The organism is Pseudonocardia kunmingensis (assembly GCF_006716445.1).
Classification (GTDB): domain Bacteria; phylum Actinomycetota; class Actinomycetes; order Mycobacteriales; family Pseudonocardiaceae; genus Pseudonocardia; species Pseudonocardia kunmingensis.
Genome location: NZ_VFPA01000001.1, coordinates 1,040,877 through 1,059,601 on the forward strand (window position 1 = coordinate 1,040,877; position 18,725 = coordinate 1,059,601).

18 protein-coding genes are annotated in these 18,725 nt (G+C 74.3%); 10 read left to right on the plus strand and 8 right to left on the minus strand.

Features of this window, described 5'->3' with window-relative positions; genetic code table 11:
- Window positions 1-16 precede the first annotated feature (16 nt).
- Together FB558_RS04975 and FB558_RS04980 are read right to left on the minus strand one after the other, a co-directional pair.
- Window positions 17-745 carry an SDR family oxidoreductase gene (locus FB558_RS04975; RefSeq protein ID WP_246106257.1) on the minus strand — a complete coding sequence of 243 codons (729 nt, stop codon included), beginning with the start codon at window positions 743-745 and terminating at the stop codon, window positions 17-19.
- 253 nt (window positions 746-998) lie between these two features.
- Window positions 999-2,255 (minus strand): Glu/Leu/Phe/Val dehydrogenase dimerization domain-containing protein, encoded by a 1,257-nt coding sequence (locus FB558_RS04980; protein ID WP_425467967.1) that lies wholly within the window; start codon window positions 2,253-2,255, stop codon window positions 999-1,001.
- Window positions 2,256-2,513: 258 nt separating this feature from the next.
- Here FB558_RS04980 and FB558_RS04985 point away from each other — a divergent pair, with 258 nt between their 5' ends.
- The 3 genes from FB558_RS04985 to FB558_RS04995 all read left to right on the plus strand — a co-directional run bounded on the left by FB558_RS04985 (window position 2,514) and on the right by FB558_RS04995 (window position 4,736).
- Window positions 2,514-3,488, plus strand: a complete 975-nt coding sequence (locus tag FB558_RS04985) for a LysR family transcriptional regulator (RefSeq protein WP_142048543.1) — start codon at window positions 2,514-2,516, stop codon at window positions 3,486-3,488.
- A gap of 29 nt (window positions 3,489-3,517) precedes the next feature.
- Window positions 3,518-4,318 (plus strand): MOSC domain-containing protein, encoded by an 801-nt coding sequence (locus FB558_RS04990; protein WP_142048545.1) that lies wholly within the window; start codon window positions 3,518-3,520, stop codon window positions 4,316-4,318.
- A 112-nt stretch (window positions 4,319-4,430) separates the two neighbouring features.
- Window positions 4,431-4,736, plus strand: a complete 306-nt coding sequence (locus FB558_RS04995; protein WP_142048547.1) for a YciI family protein — start codon at window positions 4,431-4,433, stop codon at window positions 4,734-4,736.
- A 19-nt stretch (window positions 4,737-4,755) separates the two neighbouring features.
- On the opposite strand, the gene FB558_RS05000 is transcribed toward FB558_RS04995, so the two are convergent.
- The 3 genes from FB558_RS05000 to FB558_RS05010 all read right to left on the minus strand — a co-directional run bounded on the left by FB558_RS05000 (window position 4,756) and on the right by FB558_RS05010 (window position 7,092).
- On the minus strand, window positions 4,756-5,526 hold the full coding sequence (locus FB558_RS05000) for an SDR family NAD(P)-dependent oxidoreductase (RefSeq protein WP_142048549.1): 771 nt from the start codon (window positions 5,524-5,526) through the stop codon (window positions 4,756-4,758).
- Between the two features lie 136 nt (window positions 5,527-5,662).
- A complete protein-coding gene (locus FB558_RS05005; protein ID WP_142048551.1) occupies window positions 5,663-6,145 on the minus strand; it encodes a nuclear transport factor 2 family protein in 483 nt (160 codons plus the stop codon).
- Window positions 6,146-6,192: 47 nt separating this feature from the next.
- Complete coding sequence (locus tag FB558_RS05010; RefSeq protein WP_142048553.1) at window positions 6,193-7,092, minus strand: alpha/beta fold hydrolase; 900 nt, start codon at window positions 7,090-7,092, stop codon at window positions 6,193-6,195.
- Between the two features lie 125 nt (window positions 7,093-7,217).
- Between FB558_RS05010 and FB558_RS05015 the strand changes: the two genes are divergently transcribed.
- On the plus strand, window positions 7,218-7,742 hold the full coding sequence (locus FB558_RS05015) for a CGNR zinc finger domain-containing protein (protein ID WP_142048555.1): 525 nt from the start codon (window positions 7,218-7,220) through the stop codon (window positions 7,740-7,742).
- A gap of 49 nt (window positions 7,743-7,791) precedes the next feature.
- Window positions 7,792-9,105, plus strand: a complete 1,314-nt coding sequence (locus FB558_RS05020; protein ID WP_142048557.1) for an alpha-hydroxy acid oxidase — start codon at window positions 7,792-7,794, stop codon at window positions 9,103-9,105.
- Here FB558_RS05020 and FB558_RS05025 read toward each other — a convergent pair.
- Window positions 9,005-10,042 (minus strand): CehA/McbA family metallohydrolase, encoded by a 1,038-nt coding sequence (locus FB558_RS05025; RefSeq protein WP_170231191.1) that lies wholly within the window; start codon window positions 10,040-10,042, stop codon window positions 9,005-9,007. The two genes, FB558_RS05020 and FB558_RS05025, sit on opposite strands and share 101 nt — an antisense overlap.
- A gap of 27 nt (window positions 10,043-10,069) precedes the next feature.
- On the minus strand, window positions 10,070-11,527 hold the full coding sequence (locus FB558_RS05030; protein WP_142048559.1) for a protein adenylyltransferase SelO: 1,458 nt from the start codon (window positions 11,525-11,527) through the stop codon (window positions 10,070-10,072).
- Window positions 11,528-11,619: 92 nt separating this feature from the next.
- On the opposite strand from FB558_RS05030, the gene FB558_RS05035 reads away from it, so the two are divergent.
- Window positions 11,620-12,795 carry a hypothetical protein gene (locus FB558_RS05035; RefSeq protein WP_142048562.1) on the plus strand — a complete coding sequence of 392 codons (1,176 nt, stop codon included), beginning with the start codon at window positions 11,620-11,622 and terminating at the stop codon, window positions 12,793-12,795.
- Window positions 12,796-12,802: 7 nt separating this feature from the next.
- Here FB558_RS05035 and FB558_RS05040 read toward each other — a convergent pair whose 3' ends face one another.
- The gene (locus tag FB558_RS05040; RefSeq protein ID WP_142048564.1) at window positions 12,803-14,005 is read right to left on the minus strand and encodes an MFS transporter; all 1,203 of its coding nucleotides are present in this window, start codon (window positions 14,003-14,005) and stop codon (window positions 12,803-12,805) included.
- 271 nt (window positions 14,006-14,276) lie between these two features.
- On the opposite strand from FB558_RS05040, the gene FB558_RS05045 reads away from it, so the two are divergent.
- From FB558_RS05045 to FB558_RS43820, 4 genes are all read left to right on the plus strand, one after another.
- Entirely contained in the window at window positions 14,277-15,032 is a 756-nt protein-coding gene (locus tag FB558_RS05045; RefSeq protein WP_142048566.1) for a helix-turn-helix domain-containing protein, read from the plus strand.
- A gap of 352 nt (window positions 15,033-15,384) precedes the next feature.
- Entirely contained in the window at window positions 15,385-15,924 is a 540-nt protein-coding gene (locus FB558_RS05050; protein ID WP_142048568.1) for a putative immunity protein, read from the plus strand.
- A 65-nt stretch (window positions 15,925-15,989) separates the two neighbouring features.
- Window positions 15,990-16,781, plus strand: a complete 792-nt coding sequence (locus tag FB558_RS05055; protein WP_142048570.1) for an alpha/beta hydrolase family protein — start codon at window positions 15,990-15,992, stop codon at window positions 16,779-16,781.
- Window positions 16,782-16,966: 185 nt separating this feature from the next.
- Entirely contained in the window at window positions 16,967-18,544 is a 1,578-nt protein-coding gene (locus FB558_RS43820) for a methyltransferase domain-containing protein (RefSeq protein WP_142048572.1), read from the plus strand.
- Window positions 18,545-18,725 lie beyond the last annotated feature (181 nt).

Sequence of the window (18,725 nt, forward strand, 5' to 3'; positions counted from 1 at the left end):
TTTCGCCGGAGGGGGATCAGGCGCCGAGCGCGGCGCCGCCGTCGACGGTCAGCGACTGCAGGGTGATGTGCCGCGCCGCGGACCCGGAGAGGAAGAGCACGGCCGCGGCGACGTCGGCGGGAGCGGCGATCCGACCCAGCGGGATGCCCACCCGGAACTGCTCGGCGACGCCCTCGACCACGGCCTCGGTGCCCGCGCCCGCGGGCAGCGAGGCCTGCAGCATCGGGGTGTCGGTGGAGCCGGGGCACACGACGTTGCAGCGCACGTGCGGCGCGAGCTCCAGCCCGAGGCAGCGCGTCAGCGCGACCGCCGCGGCCTTCGACGCCGCGTACGCCGCCATGCCCGTGCGCGGGACGGCGGCGGCGTTCGACGCGACGGTGACGATGCTGCCGCTGCGGCGCCGGTGCATCCGCCGCCCGACCGCCCGGCCGGTGTTCCACACGCCGGTCGCGTTGACCGCGATGCAGGTGTGCCAGTCGGCGTCGTCGAGCTCGAGCACCGGCCCGCCGCGCAGGACGCCGGCGACGTTCGCCAGCGCCCCGATCGGACCGGCCTCGTGCTCGACGTGCGCGACCGCCGACTCGACCGCCTCGGCGTCGCCGACGTCGGCGACGACCGCCGGGGCGCCGAGCTCCGCCGCGACCTCGCGCACCGCCTCGTCCCGGTCGAGCAGGGCGACCGGCGCGCCGGTGGCGGCGAACGCGCGCGCCACCGCGGCCCCGATCCCGTGCGCCGCCCCCGTCACCAGAGCGAGGGTCGGTTCGGATGGGACGAACGGTGGCACGAGCTACTCCCGCGGTCGGTGAGGCTAGGCTCTCCTAACCAAACATGACCCGCGGCTCTGCGCAAGGGGACGGCCACGCTCCGGAAGTTAGGCTAACCACACCGTCAACGGTTGCCGAAGCGTGTTCCCAGGCCCATCCGGACGAACGGCACTCTCGTCGGTACCTAACCGACGAAAGTGCCGTTCGTCATGCGAATCCGCTCCCGACGTGGCGTCAGGGGATGACGAGCTCCGCTGCCGGCTCTCCCCCGGCCGGCGCGCTCCGCCGGTCGGCACCCAGGCCCCACGCGGTCTCGCGCGGTGCCACCCCGTCGGTGTCCCACCGGTCCAGCAGCAGCGCGACCTTGCTCCGCATCTCGGTGCGCAGGCGGCGGAACGAGTCCTCGGGGTCGGTGCCGACCTGCCCGAGCAGCAGCCACCACGCCCACGCGGCGGCACCGGCGTTGGCCACGAAGTCCGGGATGACGGGGATGCCCCGCCCGGCCAGCATGGCCTCGGCCTCCGGCGTCGTCGCGGTGTTGGCCGCCTCGACGACGACGCGCGCGGCCACGTCGTAGGAGTTGTCCGGGGTGATCGCGTAGGAGATGGCGGCGGGTACCAGGATGTCGGCCTGCGTGGCGATCACCGCCGTGCGCGGCAGCTGCCGGACCCCGGCCGGCAGGCGCGTGCGGTCGACCTCGCCGTAGGCGTCGCGCAGGTCGAGCAGGGCCGGGACGTCCAGCCCGGCCGGGTCGTACAGGGTGCCGGCCGCGTCGGCGACGGCGACGACCCGCATGCCCGCCTCGTGCAGGTACCAGGCGGCACCGCCGCCCATCGTCCCGATGCCCTGGACGGCCACTGTGGTGTCGGGGAGGGGCCAGCCCCATGCGCCCGCGGCGGCGAGGCAGGCCTGCGCCACGCCGTAGCCGCCGATGACGTCGCCGAGCAGGCCGCCCGGCACCGGGGTGTCCAGGCCGGCGCGCACCCGGCGCAGAGTCTGCTCCGGGTCGGCGGAGCGGCGGATGGCGGCGTGGTAGGACTGCCCGAGCCCGATCCGGGCGAAGACCTCGTCGATCAGGTGCTGGGGCACGCCCAGGTCCTCCGCGGTCACCCAGTGCGCGTCCAGCCAGGGGCGCATGGCCTGGCAGAACCGTTCGAGGACCTCGACGGCGCGCGGGTCCTTCGGGTCGAAGTCGATGCCGCCCTTCGCCCCGCCCACGGGCAGGTCGAAGACCGCGGTCTTCGCCGCCATCCCCCGCGCGAGGTCCTCGACCTCGGACATGGTGGCGCCGGCCCGCATCCGGGTGCCGCCGGTGGCCAGCCCGGAGACCAGCGAGTGCACGACGAGGTAGCCGTGGGCGCCGGTGACCGGGTCGGTCCAGGTCAGGCGCAGCAGGGGCTCGCTGTCCCGCGGACCCGGAACGCCCGCCTGCGGCACCGCGTGCAGCGCCTCCGCGCCGGCCGGCCCCATCGGGTCCTGCATCGTCGTCACTCGACTCGCCTCCACTCCCGTACTCGACCTGCCACCACCGCCCGGCACGACCGTCCGGACGCCCCCGCGCAGCACACGTCGGCCGCGGCACCATCGCGGTGCGCGGCTGCTGTGCGCGGAGGATCCGGGTCGTCGGCGTACTCGCCCGGGTGATCCCAGAGTGCGCCGGTCCCGAGGCCGGCGTCCAGTTAAGGACCATGCACGGTGGCGTTCACGGTTCCTACACAGCACGAGTCGCGACTGCTTACCCTGAGCCGTGTGGAGCTCTCGCTGCAGCGGTTGCGGATGCTTCGGGAGCTGCATCGTCGGGGCACCGTCACGGCGGCCGCCACCGCGATGCACTACACGGCCTCGGCGGTGTCCCAGCAGCTCGCCCAGCTCGAGCGCGACGTCGGCGCCTCGCTGTTCGAGCGGCTCGGCCGGCGCGTCCAGCTCACCGAGCTCGGGATGGTGCTGGCCGAGCACGCCGAGGAGATCCTCGGGTCCGTCGAGCGCGCCACCCGGGCGCTCGAGGAGGCGCAGCAGACGGTCTCCGTGCGGCTCACGGCCGGCGTGTGGGCGTCGGTCGCCACGGGCCTGCTGCCTTCGGCGCTCACCGCGCTCGCCACCGAGCACCCCGGGATCCAGGTCCGGACCCGCGAGCTCGCACCCGAGGACACCGCGGGCGCGGTGCGGGAGGGCGCGCTCGACTTCTCCTTCGTGATCGACTACTCGAGCTACGCCATGCCGTGGGACGCGGCCCTGTCCCGGGCGGAGATCGCGGTCGAACGGCTGCACGCCGCCGTGCCCGCAGGCGCCCTGCCCGCGGCGACCGTGTCCCTGCCGGAGCTGGCCGAGCACCCCTGGATCCTGGCCGGCCCGCGGTCGCACTTCGGGCGGGCGGTGCGGATCGCCTGCCAGCGCAGCGGGTTCGAGCCCACGATCAACCACGAGGTCGGGGAGCAGACCACCGCGCTGGCGATGGTGGCCGCGGGCCTCGGCGTCACCCTCGTGTCCGACCTCGGGCTCTCCCTGTGCCCACCCGGTGTCGACGTCGTGGCGCTGACCGAACCGGTGATGCGGACGGTCTCGATCGCCTACCGCACCAGGGACGCCCGCAGACCGTCCCTGCAACTGGTCATCGAGGCGGTCCGGGCCGCCGCGGCCGCGAAGGGCCTCGGGGCGCAGGCCGCACCGTCCGCCGGCGTGCAGGACCCCGAGCACGCCCAGCCCTGGTGCTCGCCCACGACGTAGTACCGATGAAGGAGGAGCGAGCGAACCCGATGCGCATCACGACCCTGTGGCGCTACCCCGTGAAGTCCATGCTCGGCGAGCGCCTCGACGAGGCGCGCGTGGAGCCCGACGGCCTCGCGCTCGACCGCGGCCTCGCGGTGATCGACGAGGTGACCGGCCTCGTCGCCACCGCCAAGCACCCGCGCCTGTGGCGCGACCTGCTCACGCACTCGGCGGAGGTCCGCGACGGACGGGTGGTGATCACCTCTCCCGCCGGGTGGACGCTCGACGCGCGAGCCGACGACGTCGACGGCAGGCTCTCCGACCGGCTCGGTCGAGCGGTCCGCGTCAGCGCGGAGCGCCCGGAGGGCGCCACCGTCGAACGCCCCGACCCGGCGGACGTGCTGGACCGGGGCGTCGACGCGGTCGTCCCCGCGGCCACGCTGCAGATCGGGCAGGGCACACCCGGCGAGACGTTCGTGGACTACGCCCCGGTGCACCTGATCACCAGCGCGACGCTGGAGGCGATCGGCGCCGAGCAGGTCCGCTACCGCCCGAACCTCGTCGTGGAGACGCCGCCGGGCACGCCGCCGTTCGTCGAGAACGACTGGGTCGGGCGCGAGATCGCCGTCGGGGAGGTGGTGCTGCGGATCGTGCTGCCGACCCCGCGCTGCTCGGTCCCCACCCTCGAGCACGGCCCGCTCCCCCGGGCCGCGCACGCCGTACGGACGTTGATGACCGCCAACCGCGTGGACGTGCCCGGCTTCGGGGTGCTGCCCTGCGCGGGCTGCTACGCCGAGGTCGTGCGCGGTGGGGTCGTGCGCGTCGGGGACGAGGTGACGCCGAGCTGAGCCGCCGCACCAAGATCCGCGGTATCGGTTGCTCATCGCCGTCCGCACGACGATGGACGACCGATACCGCGGATCTTGGCCTCGGGGGTGCGCCGGATGGCAGGATCGGCCCATGGCCTCGACCTTCGCCGTCCTCTACACCTACACCGACGACGCCGCGCTGCGGGACGAGACGCGCCCCGTGCACCGGGAGTACCTGCGCGGCCTCGCCGACGAGGGCGCGCTGCTCGTGGCCGGCGCCTGGGCCCCGGTCGAGGAGCCCGGCGGCCTGCTGGTCTTCCGGGCCGAGGACAAGGCCGCGGTGCAGGTGTACGTGGACGACGACCCGTTCACGACGGCGGGCGTGGTCGCGCGCGCCGAGATCCGGGAATGGGCACCGCCGCTCGGTCCGCTGGCGGACGCGCTGAACGGCCGCTGACCGGCACCGGCGCCCGCGCTCAGGTCGGCGGGGTGAACCGGCCGTCCACGGCCGTCCAGCCGCCGTCCACCATGACGGTGGAGCCGGTGACGTAGCTCGCGGCCTCGGAGGCGAGGAACACGACCGCACCGGCGACCTCCGAGGGGCGGGCCCAGCGCCCGAGCGCGCCCTTGGTGGCGTAGGCGCGGTACCACTCCGGGTCGGCCTTGATCTGGGCGGTCAGCGGCGTCTCGACCACGCCGGGGGCGACCGCGTTGACCCGCACCCCGGCCTCGCCGAACTCCGCCGCCGCCGTCTTGACCAGCTGGATCGCACCGGCCTTGGTCGCCGCGTACACGGATTGCCCGGGTTCGACGACCTGGCCGCGCACGGAGGAGAAGACGACGATGCTCCCGCTCCCCCGCTGCACCATGGCCCGCCCGAAGGCCTGCAGCACGGTGAAGGTGGCGGTGAGGTTGAGCCCGACGACGCGGTCGAACTCCTCGGGCGCGTAGTCGAGGATCCGCTTGCGGACGTTGGTGCCCGCCGTGAGCACGAGGACGTCGACGTCACCGAGCTGCGCGGCCGCCCGCCCGACCGCGTCGGCGTCGGTGACGTCGAGCGTCACGGCCTCGCCGTCGACGGCCGCGGCGGTCGCCCCGGCGGCCTCCGGGTCCCGGTCCGCGCACACGACGCGGGCCCCGTGCGCGGCGAGGGCGAGGGCGACCTCGCGTCCGATCCCACCGGCTCCGACCAGCAGCGCGCGCTTGCCGTCGAGCCGGAACAGCGTGCTGTAGGGGTTGTCCGCCATGCCTCTCACTCCTCCTCCGGCCGGTTGACGGCCTTGCGGTCGAAGGGTCGGCTCCTCGACCCGCCACGGCATGATGTCCGACCGGACGCGGGGCGTCTCGTTCACCACGCCCGGGCGGTGCGGCCGGCCCGAGGCGTCAGCGCAGTGGTATCCCGCCGTCGTCACCCGGGGCCCGGGGGCCGTGGATGCGGCGCTCGTCCTCGGTGATGGCGACGTCGTTGATGCCGGCCTCGCGACGGCTCATGTAGCCGCGCTCGTCGAACTCCCACTGTTCGTTGCCGTAGCTGCGCCACCACCGGCCGGCGTCGTCGTGCCACTCGTACTGGAACCGCACGGCGATCCGGTTCTCGTGGAACGCCCACAACTGCTTGCGCAGGGCGTAGTCGAGCTCCCGCCGCCACTTCTCGGTCAGGAACGCCTCGATCTCGTCCCGGCCGGTGAGGAAGGTGGACCGGTTGCGCCAGGTGCTGTCGCGCGTGTAGGCGGCGGCGACCCGTCGGGGATCGCGGGTGTTCCAGGCGTCCTCGGCCGCCTGGACCTTGGTGCGCGCCGTCTCCGCGGTGAACGGCGGCAGCGGGTGGCGCGGCGGCTCGGCAGCGGTGGGGTCGTCCGTGCTCATGGGAGTCCTCTCGCGGTACGGGTCAGGGGGTGGCGTCGCGACGGTCGTCAGCGCAGGACGCGGCCGAGGAAGTCGCGGATCAGCACAGCGATCTCGTCGCCGTGCGTCTCCAGGGCGAAGTGGCCCGCGTCGAGCAGGTGCTGCTCGGCGTCGGGCAGGTCCTTGATGAACGCCCGGGCTCCGTCCGCACCGAAGATCTCGTCGTGCTCTCCCCAGGTGATCAACGTCGGAGGACGGTGCTCCCTGAGGTACTCCTGGAAGGTCGGGTAGGCGTCCAGGTTGAACTGGTAGTCGTAGAACAACTGCAGCTGGACGTCCTTGTTGCCGGGACGGTCCAGCAGCGCCTGGTCGAGCGTCCAGGTGTCGGGGGTGAGCCGGTCGAGGCGGTCCGCGGGAACACCATGGGTGTACTGCCACCGGGTCGCCTCGGGCTCCAGGAGCTTGCGCACCTCGGCCTCGTTGCCGCCGCGGTCCGCGGCGTGGGCGAACAGCACGTCCCAGAACGGGGTGAACCCTTCGGTGTAGGCGTTGCCCGACTGCACGATCAGGGCGGTGACCGCCTGCGGACGGCGCGAGGCGATCCGGAGGCCGATCGGCGCCCCGTAGTCCTGGATGTAGAGGGCGAAGCGCTCCAGCCCCAGCTCATCGAGCAGACCGAGCGTGACGGGCGTGAGGTTGTCGAAGGAGTAGTCGAACTCGGTCACCGGCGGGGCGTCGGAGTAGCCGAAGCCCAGGTGGTCGGGAGCGATGAGGTGGTAGGCGTCGGCGAGGTCGACGATCAGCCGCCGGAACATGTGCGACGACGTGGGGAAGCCGTGCAGCAGCACCACCGTCGGCGCCGCCGGGTCCCCGGCCTCCCGGAAGTAGACCGTGCGCCCGTCGACGACCGCGGTGCGGTGGTACACGGCGGGTGCGACGGCGCCGGTCCGGGGTGCGCTCGTCCCCATGGTGGTTGTCCCTTCTCGGCGAGGAACGATCCAGCGGTTCTAACCTCTGTGGTCGCAGTGAACGGTAAGAACGTAAGCCGAACGGACTCACCTGTCAAACGCCGGACAGGGGTAAGGTGATGGGGATGAGGCAGCGGCCGCTGGTAGGGGAGCCCCTCGCCCTGGACCTGGTGAACACCCAGTGGGTGGATCGGGGTCAGGCGGTGGACCTGTTCGACGAACCCGGAGGCGTGCGCGCGTGGCTCGGCGAGCACGACCTCCCGGGTGATCCCGCGTCGGCCGAGGAGCCGTTGCGGCAGGCCCGCGCGGCCCTGCGGCGCGCGCTCGAGCAGCCCGGACCCCACAGCGAGGACGACCTGAACGCGATCCTGGCCCGGGGGGCATCGCGCTACGCGCTGCACGACGCGACGCCGCGCGAGATCCACGACGTCGACAGCGCCTGGCTACCCGCCTGGCGTGCGGTCCGCGACTACCTCGACCTGCTGCGCTGCCGGCCGGACCGGATCCGGCCCTGCGCCCACCCGGCCTGCATCCTGTTCTTCCACGACACCTCCCGCAACGGCACTCGGCGCTGGTGTTCCATGGACGGCTGCGGCAGCCGCGCCAAGGCGGCGCGCCACTACCAGCGACAACGCACGACCGGCGCATGATCCTCGGCACCGGCCGAGCCCGTCCCGTCCGTCCCCGAGGAGGACGCCGATGACGACGCCCCCGCGCACGCCCGCCACTCCCGAGGTCCCCGCGCCCGCCCCGCAGCCGGCCCGGTCCGGCCGCACCGTCCCGCCGCGGCAGAAGGTCGCCCGGCGCGTGCCGAAGTGGTCCGAGGTCCGGACGCTGCTGCAGTTCGAGCCGATCCGGCCGACCGCCCGGCAGCGCAGGCTGCAGCGGGCCGTCACGGTCGAGGACCTCCGCGCCGCCGCGCGGCACCGGGTTCCGCGTTCGGTCTTCGAGTTCGTCGACGGCGGCGCCGAGGACGAGCTCACGATCCGCCGCACCCGCGAGGCCTTCGACCGGGTCGAGTTCCGGCCGCGCGTCCTCGGCGGGGCGGCCGTGGTCGACCCGTCGACCACGCTGTTCGGGCGGCCGTCGGCGCTGCCGGTCGTCCTCGCCCCGACCGGCTTCTGCCGCCTGTCCCACCACGAGGGTGAGCGGGCCGCCGCCCGTGCGGCGGCCACCGCCGGGATCCCCTTCGCGCTGACGACGATGGGCACGGTCTCGATCGAGGACGTCGCCGCCGTCGGCGGGCCGGACGCGGAGCGGTGGTTCCAGCTCTACGTCATGCGCGACCGCGGCCTGACCGTCGAGCTGATCCACCGAGCCAAGGCGGCCGGCTACTCCGTCCTCGCGATCACCGTCGACACGCCGGTCACCGGGCAGCGGCGCAAGGACGTGCGCAACGGCTTCTCGGTGCCGCCCAAGCTCACCCCGCGCACCGTCCTCGACATCGCCCGTCGCCCGGCCTGGTGGCTGAACCTCCTCACCACCGAGCAGCTGGTCTTCGCGACCATCCCCGCGGGCGAGCCCGAGGCGCACGCCGCGTTCATCGACGGTGTCTTCGACCCCGCCGTCTCGTTCGCCGACCTCGCCATGGTGCGCGAGGCGTGGGACGGCCCCCTGGTGCTCAAGGGGATCCAGACCGTCGAGGACGCCCGCAGGGCCGCGGACCACGGCGCCGACGGCGTGGTCGTCTCCGCCCACGGCGGGCGCCAGCTGGACCGCTCACCGGTGCCGCTGGAGGTGCTGCCCGAGGTCGTCGCCGAACTGGGCGACCGGCTCGACGTCCTCCTCGACTCCGGCGTCCGCACCGGCGCGGACGTCGCCGCCGCCGTGGCGCTCGGGGCGAAGGCCTGCCTCGTGGGCCGCCCCTACCTCTACGGGCTGATGGCGGGCGGCGAGGCGGGCGTCGACAAGGTCATCGAGATCCTCGGGAGCGAGCTGAGGCGCACGATGCACCTGCTGGGCGTCTCCCGGATCGACCAGCTCGACCCGGCCCTGGTGCGGCTGCGCCCCTGAGGACCACCGGGTTGGTCAGCGCGGCCATGGTGCCGTCGGAGTGCCGCACCTCGACGCGGACGAATGCCGACTCCCGCGCGCTCGTCCCCCATTCGACCGTGCCGGCTCCGGTCGCGGGCAACGGGCTGCGGTGCACGGCGCCCCGGTCGGTGTGGACGCGGACGGTGCCGTCGGGCACACCACGCACGTCGAGCCGCAGCAGCACCGGCTCACCGTGGGTCGGCAACCGGTCCCCGATCCCGGCGACGCGGTCGCCTGCCGCGACGGTGAGCGACAGGTCGACCGCGGCCGATCCGGCGACCCAGCTCCGGCCCGCCCGGATGGCGTCCAGCACCGCCGCGGCGCTCAGCTCCTCGGCCCGCACGACGGTGTGCGGCGTGCCGATCTGGCCCGCCAGGTGGGCGTCGCTGTTGCCCATCGCGGGGATCCACCGCCCGCGGTGGACGCCGGCGGCCAGGGTGCGGCCCCACTCGGCCAGCGCGGCCTCGTTGTCGGCCTGCCAGGGCCGGTCCGAGGTCCACGGCCCGTTCCAGACCTCGACCACGTCGAACCCCTCGTAGGGGTACATGAACGTGCCGGAGACGTACGGCGCGTGCGGGTGGGCCGCCACGCAGAGCCCGCCTGCCCGGTGCACCGCGTCCAGGTGCCGGTCGATCACGTCGTCGCGGACGCGGTACCGCCAGTCGACGACCTGTCCCGGCTCGATGCCGAGCGCCAGCCAGTGCCCCGTCTCCGTGGTGACCTCCTGGCCCAGGACCACCACGAGCCCGTCGGTGTGCGCACCCCACTGCCGGTGCCCGGCGGGAGTGTTGTGCTCGGTGCTCGCGAGGAAGTCCAGGCCCGCACGACGGGCCTCGGCCGCGATCTGCCCGGCCGACAGGTCGGCTCCGGACGAGTACGCCGAATGCACGTGGCAGTCGCCCCGGTACCAGGTCACGTCAGGTCCGCGCCGCCGATCCTCATCTCAGGTGCCGCAGTAGGTGACGTGGGGGCCGCAGCCCGCGGGTGCCGGCTCCGCGTAGCGCTCCAGCCCCGGACGCTCGGTGAACGGGTCGGTGACGACCTCGACCAGGCGCTGGAACGGCCCCATGTCCCCCGCGGTCGCCGCGGTCAGCGCCTCCTCGACCAGGTGGTTGCGCGGGATGTGCACGGGGTTGACCCGGTCCATCGCCACCGCCACGGCGTCGCGGTCGCGGGGCAGCAGCGCCTCCCACCGCGCGGTCCACGCGTCGAACGCCTCCGGCTCGGGGAACAGCGACCGCGGCTGCCCGCCCCGCAGGTGCGACGACAGCGCCCGGAAGAACGTGGTGTGGTCGACGCGCTGGGCGTGCAGTAGCGCCAGCAGGTCCCGGGCCAGCTCGGGCGCGGGCGCGTCCAGGCCGAGCTTGGCGGCCATGCCGTCGGCCCAGTAGCCCTCGTACCGCGGGACGAACGAGGTGACGACCTCGGTGGCGGCCGCGACCGCGGCGTCGGGGTCGGGGTCGATGAGCGGCACCAGCGTCTCGCCCAGCCGCGCCAGGTTCCACTGCGCGATCCCCGGCTGGTTGCCGTAGGCGTACCGGCCGGCGTGGTCGATCGAGCTGAACACGGTGGCGGGGTCGAACGTGTCCATGAAGGCGCAGGGCCCGTAGTCGATGGTCTCGCCGGAGATCGTCGTGTTGTCGGTGTTCATGACACCGTGCACGAACCCGACCAGCATCCAGCGGGCGACGAGGGATGCCTGCGCGTCGACGACCAGCCGGTAGAACTCCAGGACGGGGTTCTGCGCCTCGGCGGCCTCGGGGTGGTGGCGCGCGATCGCGTGGTCGGTGAGCGCGCGGACGAGCGCCGCGTCGCCGGACGCGGCCGCGTACTGGAACGTGCCGACGCGCAGGTGGCTGGCCGCGACCCGCGCGAGCACCGCGCCCGGCAGCACCGTCTCCCGCACGACGCGGTCCCCGGTGGCGACCACTGCGAGGGCCCGGCTGGTGGGGATGCCCAGCGCGTGCATCGCCTCGCCCATGACGTACTCGCGCAGCATCGGCCCGACAGCGGCCTTCCCGTCCCCGCCGCGCGCGAAGGGGGTGCGTCCGGAGCCCTTCAGGTGCAGGTCCCGGCGGCGGCCGCGGCCGTCGACGAGCTCCCCGAGCAGCAGCGCACGCCCGTCCCCCAGCCGCGGGACGTAGCCGCCGAACTGGTGCCCGGCGTATGCCTGAGCGACGGGGTGCGCCCCCTCGGGGACCTCGTTGCCGACGAGCAGCGCGACGCCGGCCGGTTCCCGCAACGCCGCGGCGTCGACGCCCAGCTCGCCCGCCAGTTCCTCGTTGAGGGCCAGCAGGGTGGGCGCCGGCGCCGGCGCGGCCGTCCACGGCACCGACAGCCGGGGCAGTTCGGTGGCGTAGGCGTCGCCCAGCTCGAGCAGCGGTCGCGTGCTGACGCTCATGTCGGAGAGGCTACGTGCCGTCAGGGGATGACACCCGGCGCGGAACGGGACAGGTCTTGCCCTGCCACGCCTCGCCGCGCAGCGTGTACCGGGTGATCTCCCACCGCACGAGCCGCCGGTTGGAGCGCTGGGGCCTGAGCGGCGCCGGCCCGCTCGCCTCCTCGGCCACCGCATGGCTGGCCCGGGAGCTGACCCGCCGCCGCGCCACCTCCGTCGCGGGTCCGCTGGTCCGCATCGCTGCCGGCGCGCCCGGCCCCAGCGCCGGACGGGCGTTGGCCGCGCTGGACCGGATGAGCGCGGACCCCGAGGTCTTCGGCGAGATCGCCTTCCAGTGCCTGCTGCAGTCGGGCGGCCCGCACTCGGACCAGTCGGCGCGGGTGTGGTCGTCGGTGGCCGCGCCGCTGCTGCTCGCGCCCACCCCACCCGGTCGCCACGTGCCGCACGTCCGGCTCATCGCGTTCCTCGACGCCGGCCCGGAGCCCGCCGGCGGGCGCGACGTTCGCGAGCGCCTCGTCAGCTCGCTGGTGATGGGCGCCTCCTCCGACTCCCCCCGCCGCGAGGATCTGCAGGACCTCCTCTCGACGACCGATCACCCGTTGATCCTCGACGCGCTGGCGGCGCCGTGGCGCCGCCCCCACTTCCTGCCCGACCCGCTCGCCGCCGAGGCCGCGGTCGCGAACCCCCACCTCGTCCCACGGGAGCGGGACGACGTGCTCCTCGCCGTCGCGAAGGGCCGCCTCGACCTGATCGACGACGAGCACGCCGGGACGGCCGACGCGCTGGTGCGCGGCACCGGTCTGACCGGAACAGGTCTGGCCGAGCGGTACCGCCGGTCCCTGCGGCGGCTGGGGCCCGGCGCGGCTCGCGAGCGGGTGTGCGAGCTCGCGCAGCGGCGGTCGTACCCCGACCACGTCGAGCCGCTGGCGGCGGCGATCGACGCCGGCTACCTCCCGGCGGACGAGCGGAAGCGCGTCCTGTTCCTCTACCGGACCGAGCAGTGGGAACGCTACGAGTCGGCCGACCCGGACGGGCAGCTGCTCTACGAGATCTGGCTCGAGTCGCACCGTTCCCACGACTGGTACCTGCACAACCTGTCCGACGTGATCAGCGAGGCCGCCCGCCGCGCCGGCCGCGCCGACCCGCTGGATCGGTACCTCGCGACCCGGCCCGTGCGCGACACCGATCCCGACGGGCCGCGACCCGCCCGGCACCGGCCGATCGGCGGCATCAGCGGGGCGTGGGGCGACTCCGGCAGCGTGCACACCTGACCCGTCGTCACCGCTTCCGCAGCAGGCCCGCGGCGACGGCGAGCAGCAGGCCGGAGCAGGCGACGAGCGGCGGGGCGAGCCCCCAGGTGTCGGCCGCCCAGCCCGCCGCCGCGGTTCCCAGTGACGTCGCGGCCAGCCCTGCCGCGATCACGAGCGTGACGGCGGCCGCGGGTGCCTCGGGCGTGCACCGCTGCAGGTCGATGAAGCAGCGCACCGCGATCGGGCCGCCGCACATCCCGAAGCCGAACACGACGACGGCCAGGAACGGCACACCCGGCGCCACCGCGGCCGCCACGAGCGCTGCCGCCTCCGCGGCCAGCAGCGCCGGGAGCAGCCTGCGACCGCCGACGGCCCGCGCCCGGCTCCCGTACAGCACGGTCCCGAGCAGGCTTCCCGCGGTCAGCAGCGCGTACAGCAGCCCGGCCTGCGCGGGAGCGCCCGCAGCGTCCACCGCTGCCGCGCTCGTGACCTGCAGGACCCCGAGCGCCGTGCCCGGCACCGACATCGCCACCACGATCACCCGGACGCCGGGGATCGCGAGCGGGCCCAGCAGCCCGGCCGCGCGGCCCCGCTCCCGCAGCGGCGGGCGCGGCCGCCACCGGCGGGCCGCACCGCTGCGGGCGAACATCCACGCGCCGGCGACGGCGAACCCCGCCGCGCCCAGCACGGCGACCTCGACCGGGAGAACCGCGATCACCAGCGCGAGCAGCAAGGGCCCGGCCACCACGGGCAGCTCGAACACCACCGACGACACCGCGTTGGCCGCCGGCAGCAGCTCCCGCCGGACCAGCGACGGCCACATCGCGCGCAGCGCGCCGTTGACCTGCGGCTCACCGGCCCCGATCGCGAACGCGAGGGCCGCCAGCACGGGCAGCGGTGCCCCCGTCCCGGCCACCGCCACGAACGCCACGGAGGCGACGGCACGCAGCGCCGAGCTCACTGCGAGGACCCGCCGTGGCCCGATCCGGTCGAGGAGGCGCCCCTGCACGAGCATGCCGACGACGGTGCCGATCCCCAGCACCGCCACGACGGCCCCGGCCGCGGCGAAGCTCCCGCTGCGCTGTTGCACGAGCAGCAGCAGGCTGAGCCCGAGCATCCCGATCGGTACCGACGCGACCGCGGCGCCGAGCGCGGGCACCGCCACCCAGGGCGTTCTCAGCACCCGCAGGTAGGCCCGCAGACCGGGCGCGGCGGCAACGGGTTCGGACATGGGTGCGGGACAGGTCACGGGCGTCTCCAGGCATGCCTCGAAGACGCGCCAACCCAGCCACCGGACGCGTGCCTCTCCCGCTTCTGCGGGCGACGCTACCGCCTCGGCAGGCTGCGCCGCAGCCCCCTCCGGTGATCGAGATCATGCACCTCGGACGGGTGTCACACGTCCGCACGGCCGACCGCGACCGTGCCTGTGCGGAACCGTTCGCGCAGGATGTCGCACAGCGGCACGGTCCCGGTGGTGCCCGATCCGGACAGGAGTGGCAGTCGTGGCGTGGAGCACCCGTGAGATCGCCGAGCTCGCCGGCACCACCGTGCGTGCGGTGCGGCACTACCACGAGGTCGGGCTGCTCGCCGAGCCGGAACGTCGCGCCAACGGGTACAAGCAGTACGGCGTCGCCCACCTCGTCCGCGTCCTGCGCATCAAGCGCCTCACCGACCTCGGGTTCTCCCTGTCCCAGATCGCCGCGATGGGAGACGCCGACGACCACCCCGCGGAGGAACTGCGCAGCCTCGACGCCGAGCTGGCCGCCACCATCGAACGGCTCCAGCGCGTGCGCGTCGAGCTCGGCCTGATCCTGCGCCGGTCCGCACCGACCGACCTGCCCCCCGACTTCGCTCCGGCCGCGGCGGAGGCCGGGCTCTCCGACGCCGACCGCTCGCTCGTCGTCGTCATGACCCGCGTGCTCGGCCCCCGGGGCCTGCAGACCTACGCGGACATGCTGCAGAACCTGCGCGCCGACCCCACCCTGGGCAAGTTCGACGACCTGCCCCCCGACGCCGACGAACAGACCCGCGACGCGCTGGCCGTGCGCATGGCCCCCTACGTCCGCGACCTGCTCGCCGACAACCCCGGGCTCGTCGACGTGAACGCGGACGCACCCGGCGGCTCGCGCTTCGCCCAGGAGACGGCCAACCGGGCGATGCACGACCTCTACAACGCCGCCCAGCTCGACGTCCTCCGCCGCACCTACGCGCGACTGCGCGAGATGCCACGACCGGACCAGGGCGAGTCCCCCGCCTGAGCAGCGCGAGCCCCCCGTCTCGACAGCGCGAGTCCCCCGCCTGAGCAGCGCGAGCCCCCCGTCTCGACAGCGCGAGTCCCCCGCCTGAGCAGCGCGAGTCCCCCGTCTCGACAGCGCGAGTCCCCCGCCTGAGCAGCGCGAGTCCCCCGTTCCGACAGGGCGAGTCTCCCGTTCCGACAGCACGAGTCTCCCGTTCCGACAGGGCGAGTATCCCGTTCCGACAGGGCGAGTCTCCCGTTCCGACAGCGCGAGTCTCCCGTTCCGACAGCGCGAGTCCCCTTCTCGAGAGGCCGCCGGCCACCGGCGGGAACCGGTCCCGGCGAAGCACACCGCTGCGCGGGAGGATGCGGCCATGTCGGGAGCTGCCAGGGCCATCGACCTCAGCCGGTCCGAGCTCCGGGAGGTCACCGAGTACGCGGTGGCCTGCGCACTACCGGCCCTGGCGATCTTCGAGCGGGAGCGCCCCGGGGATCGGCGGGTCCGGGCCGCGTTCGAGGCCGCGAAGGCGTTCGCGGAGGGAGGCGAGCGCACCAAGGCGATCCGGGACAGCGCGTGGGCCGCGCACCGGGCCGCGCAGGAGGCCCGCGACGCGGGGCAGGCCGCGGCGAGCGATGCGGCGCGCGCGGCCCTCGCGGCGGCTGGTGCGCCGTACCTGCACCCCCTGGCGAATGCCACCCAGGTCAGGCACATCCTCGGACCGGCCGCCCATGCGGCACGAGCTCTCGAGCTGTCCGCGGGCGACGATCCCGCAGTCGGAGCCGGGCACATCGCGCTGTCGCGGACCCTCGCCGGTCCCGTCGTGGTGGACGTCCTGAGGCGCTACCCGGCGGCCCCGAGCGGCGGTGGGCGGGTCGGGGAGCTGATCCGGCAGCTGGACGCGACCCTCCGCTGATCACCGTGATTCCGCCGACGGCGTAACCGGTTCCGCCCGCGCAGCCCGGGTCCTACCGTCGCCGCATGCAGTCCTCGATCACGGGCACGGCCGCCGGGGTGCCGTTCACCGCCCTGCCGCCGCCCGGCGACGGCCCCGCCCCGCTGATCGTCACCTGGCACATGCTGGACGCCCCGCGGTCCGACGCGGCGTTCGCCGCCGCGTTGCCGATGGACGGCCTGCCCGCGTGGCGGGTGCACCTCGGCATGCCGATGTGCGGGGCGCGCATGGTCGACGGCAGCGTGGACGCCGTCGGGGAGCTGATACGCGAGGACGTCCTGATGTCCTTCCTGCACCCGTTCGTCCGGCAGGCGACCGAGGAGCTCCCGGCGGCGCTGGCGTCGATCCGTGCGCAGCTGCCGGTCGAGGACGGCCCGATCGGCGTGCTCGGCGGCTCGCTGGGCGGGGCCGTCGCGCTGCGGGTCCTCGCCGACACCGAGATCCCGGTCTTCGCCGGCGCCGTCGTGAACGCCGCCATCCGGATGCGGTCGGTCGTGGAGCTGTTCCCGGGCGACTACCCGTACGACGCCGAGTCCGAGAAGGCCGTCGACAGTCTGGACTTCCTCGCCGACGCCGACACCATCGCCGGCCGTGCGCCGCTAATGGTCGTCAGCGGCGAGCTGGACCACCCGGGGCTGCGTGCCGACGCGCTGCGCCTCGTCGACGCGCTGGGGCCGGAGTCCGAACTGCTGTCGATCTCCGGGCTGGCGCACCCCCTCGCCGAGGAGCCGGGCATCGAGCCGGCGCCACAGCTGCCGCTGGCCCGCGAGGTGGACTCCGGCCTGACCAGGTGGTTCCGCCGCCACCTCGCGCCCTGACGCAGCGGCAGCCGAGCCGCTCCACGAGCGCCGCGAGAAGCACGCCACGGCGGTCGGAACCGCTCTGAGGTACGCCTCGGGCCGATCACCGTCGGCCGGCTGCCCGTGAGTACGACCGATGCGACGAGCACGCGTCCAGGAAACCGGTTGCGCGCCACCAACGGCACGCGCGAAGCTGCCTGACGGTGACCACCCACTCTGATCGCACCGGGAGTCCGACCCGCCCCGTCGCGCTCGTGACCGGCGTCGGGCGGACCGGCGGGATCGGCGCAGGCATCGCCACCGGGCTCGCCGCCGAGGGCTGGGACATCGCCTTCACCCACTGGGACGCCTACGACCGCCGCATGCCATGGGGTGCCGAGCCCGGGGCCACCAGCTCGATCGCCGACGCCTGCCGCCGGCACGGGGGCGCTGTCCTTCCCCTCGAGGCCGACCTGGCCGACCCCGACTCCCCGGACCGGATCTTCGACGCCGTCGAGGAGCACCTCGGTGCGGTCACCGCACTGATCATCGCGCACTGCGAGTCCGTGGCCTCGGGCCTGCTCGACACCAGTGTGGAGAGCTTCGACCGGCATTTCGCGGTCAACGCCCGCGCGACCTGGCTGCTCATCCGCCAGTTCGCCATGCGCTTCACCGGCCCGCACGGATCCGGGCGGATCATCAGCCTCACCAGCGACCACACGACCCACAACCTCCCCTACGGCGCCAGCAAGGGCGCTCTGGACCGCATCACCCTCGCCGCGGCGCACGAGCTCGCCGACCTCGGCGTCACCGCCAACGTCATCAACCCCGGCCCGGTCGACACCGGGTGGATGTCCGAGGAGATCCGCGCGAGCGCTACGACCGCCACGCCGCTGGGGCGCCTCGGCACACCCGAGGACACCGCGCACCTGATCCGGTTCCTCTGCTCGCCCGACGGACAGTGGATCAACGGTCAGCTCCTCGCCAGCAACGGAGGCTTCCGCGCCGATGACCTCACGACGTCAGCACCGGACACGGGAGGTTCGATGAAGTCCTACGAGGAGCTGGTGGCCGCTGCGCTCGCCGCTCCTTTCCAGGGCTGGGACTTCGGCTGGCTCCGCGGACGGGCCCACCAGGCCGAACCGTCCTGGTCCTACGACACGCGGGCGTGGCACCTCATCGCCGGCGCCACGAGCCTCCTCGACGTCGACACCGGCGGTGGCGAGCTGCTGGGGAGCCTGGCACCGCTGCCGGGGCACGCCGTCGCGACCGAGAGCTGGGAGCCGAACGTCCCGCTCGCCCGCGAGCGCCTCACTCCGCTGGGCGTCGAGGTGCGGACGCCCGACGGCGACGCGCTCCCCGCCCGGGACGGCGAGTTCGACCTCGTCCTCAACCACCACGGCGCTGCCCCGGCCCGGGAGATCGCCCGCGTCCTGCGCGCGGGTGGCACCTACCTGGAGCAAGGCGTCGGCGCACACAACCTCGACGACCTGAACAGGGCACTGGGCGCCCCGCCCGGTGACTACGCGGAGACGTCCACGCTCGCCGCCGCGAGCGCGGCGTTGCAGGCAGCCGGGTTGGAGATCGTCGACAGCCGGGAGGAGACGCCCGAGCACGCCCTCCACGACATCGGTGCGCTCGTGTACTTCCTGAAGGCCGTGTCCTGGCAGGTGCCGGACTTCGCCGTGGACCGGCACGAGGCACGGCTGCGGGAGCTCGACGCGACGATCCGCGCGAACGGCCGTGTCGTGTTCCACGACCACCGCTATCTGGTCGAGGCGCGCAAGCCCAACAGGACGTGATCGGCCCGAGCCGCACACCAGAGCGGCCGGCACCACCCCCACGTGCGACTCACAACGATCACTAGGACGTGATCAGCCCGAGCCGCGCCTCACAGCGCCGACGCCACCCCACGTGCGACACACAACGATCAGGTCCGTGATCGATCCGAGCCGCACGCCACAGCGGCCGGCACCACCGCCA